We start from the raw sequence: 1,583 nt of genomic DNA, 5'->3' as shown, positions 1-1,583 counted from the left end.
GCATCGAAAAATTCTGCAGAAGATAGCGAAAAAACAAATCAAAACTCACAAGAAGAAAAAAATAAAGATTCTCAGAAGGAAAGTAAAAATAAGAAAAAAAACGGAAACAATAAAGAACCACAAAACAATAATGACGATGACAACGATGGAAAGGGTAAAAAGCTTAATAAAGGTAGGAAATATCATGACAAAAAACGCGATGAGGAAAAACAAAGATTAGAGGAGGAAGGATTTTCACCAAGCGAGGGAGAATTAACGATTGAAATTGAAATTAAGACAGATAAAGGTACAATTAAGGCAAGAACACGTCCTGATAATACTTATATTGAGGATGGTGAACCAGCATTTAGTGAGACGAAAACAGGTAAAGCCAAATTAAATAAAATGCAGAAAGCTTTAAGAGAAATATGTAAAACAACAGGAAGTATAAAGTTTTGTGGTCCTAAAGCTGAAGAGTATCTTAAGAAAAATAAAGAGAAATTTAATAAATACCAAGAAAATTTAGAAAAGTTTATAAAAAAAGAGAAACCAACTGAGGAACAACTAAAAAAATTTAATAAAGAGTGGCCTAAAAAACAATTGAGTAAGAAATGGGAAAAAGGACCACGAAAATATAAACTAAACGAATATCCAAGTTATTTAGAAGAAAAGTGAATGACTATGCAAACCAAAAACGTAACAGAAATTTTAAAAAGATTGGGCTGGGAGACTCATCGCCATGAAGTTGGAGATACATTTGCTTATTATCATCTTTCTGATCGTATAATACGCATTCTCTATGATGTTGTAGATTATGGAGAGGATGGTGGAAGGTTGCGGCTATCAGTCGCTCTTACTACCGCCGCTTATTGCCTTGCTGAGGAATATTCTAATAGCGAACAGTCGCGCTATAAATATGATGATATGTTGATTTCTGCAGAAGAAAATTTCGGAGTTACAGCACAGAATCTTTCTGAAAGTCATATTGAGGAAGCTTTAAATAGGGTAATTGCGTGGGCGAAAGTACAAGATATTGAACAAAAATTGCATGAAGAAGCCGCCAATCATTCTGCTGTTGCACAAGCATTGCTTGGCGATATTGATGCTTTAAGGTCTGATAAGCCGGCACCCCAATTACATGTTCCAGAATTTGCCGATTATGCAACCATGGAGTGGATTGATCGCCTTATTTTATTTGCACAAGCCTATAAGAATGGAGAGTTAGACGATATTCTAACGCGCAAAAAGCCCAAACAGCGCTCGATAAGCCTTACCGCAGCAAGTCGCATCTTCAAAACGCTAGGATGGATTGCTATGGAACCTGGGAGAATGTTTCTTTCTTTGCCAGATCGTTTTATTCAGTTTGATTTTGGTTTTGTACGCCTCCATGACAATTACAATGTCCGTCTTGAAGCTGAGATCTCTAATGAAGAGATTTCTATAGCTTGTCGTTATATTCACTATAGGGGAGAATATAATTGGATACGACCTACGGATATTTATCAGTCTTTTAATACAATTGGGGGAGGGATTTTTAGTGGTTTTGGTAAAGGGATTGATATTTGTGTAGAGAGGTTGAATGAGCAAGAATTGACGCAAATCTC

Annotated in this window: 1 protein-coding gene and 1 pseudogene; both read left to right on the top strand. The window is 35.8% G+C overall.

Annotation, left to right across the window (positions count from 1 at the left end; all coding sequences use genetic code 11):
* A pseudogene (locus ACFIJL_RS09345) lies at positions 1 to 654 on the top strand (hypothetical protein); the annotation flags it as partial.
* Between the two features lie 6 nt (positions 655 to 660).
* The coding region (locus ACFIJL_RS09340) for a DUF6990 domain-containing protein (protein WP_375624419.1) at positions 661 to 1,583 on the top strand (923 nt) is incomplete at its 3' end.

Origin of the sequence: Bartonella sp. TT119HLJHH (genome assembly GCF_042193385.1) — a bacterium.
Classification (GTDB): Bacteria; Pseudomonadota; Alphaproteobacteria; order Rhizobiales; family Rhizobiaceae; genus Bartonella.
Note: the sequence above shows the minus strand (reverse complement) of the source record. Positions and strands in the feature narration are given on the sequence as shown.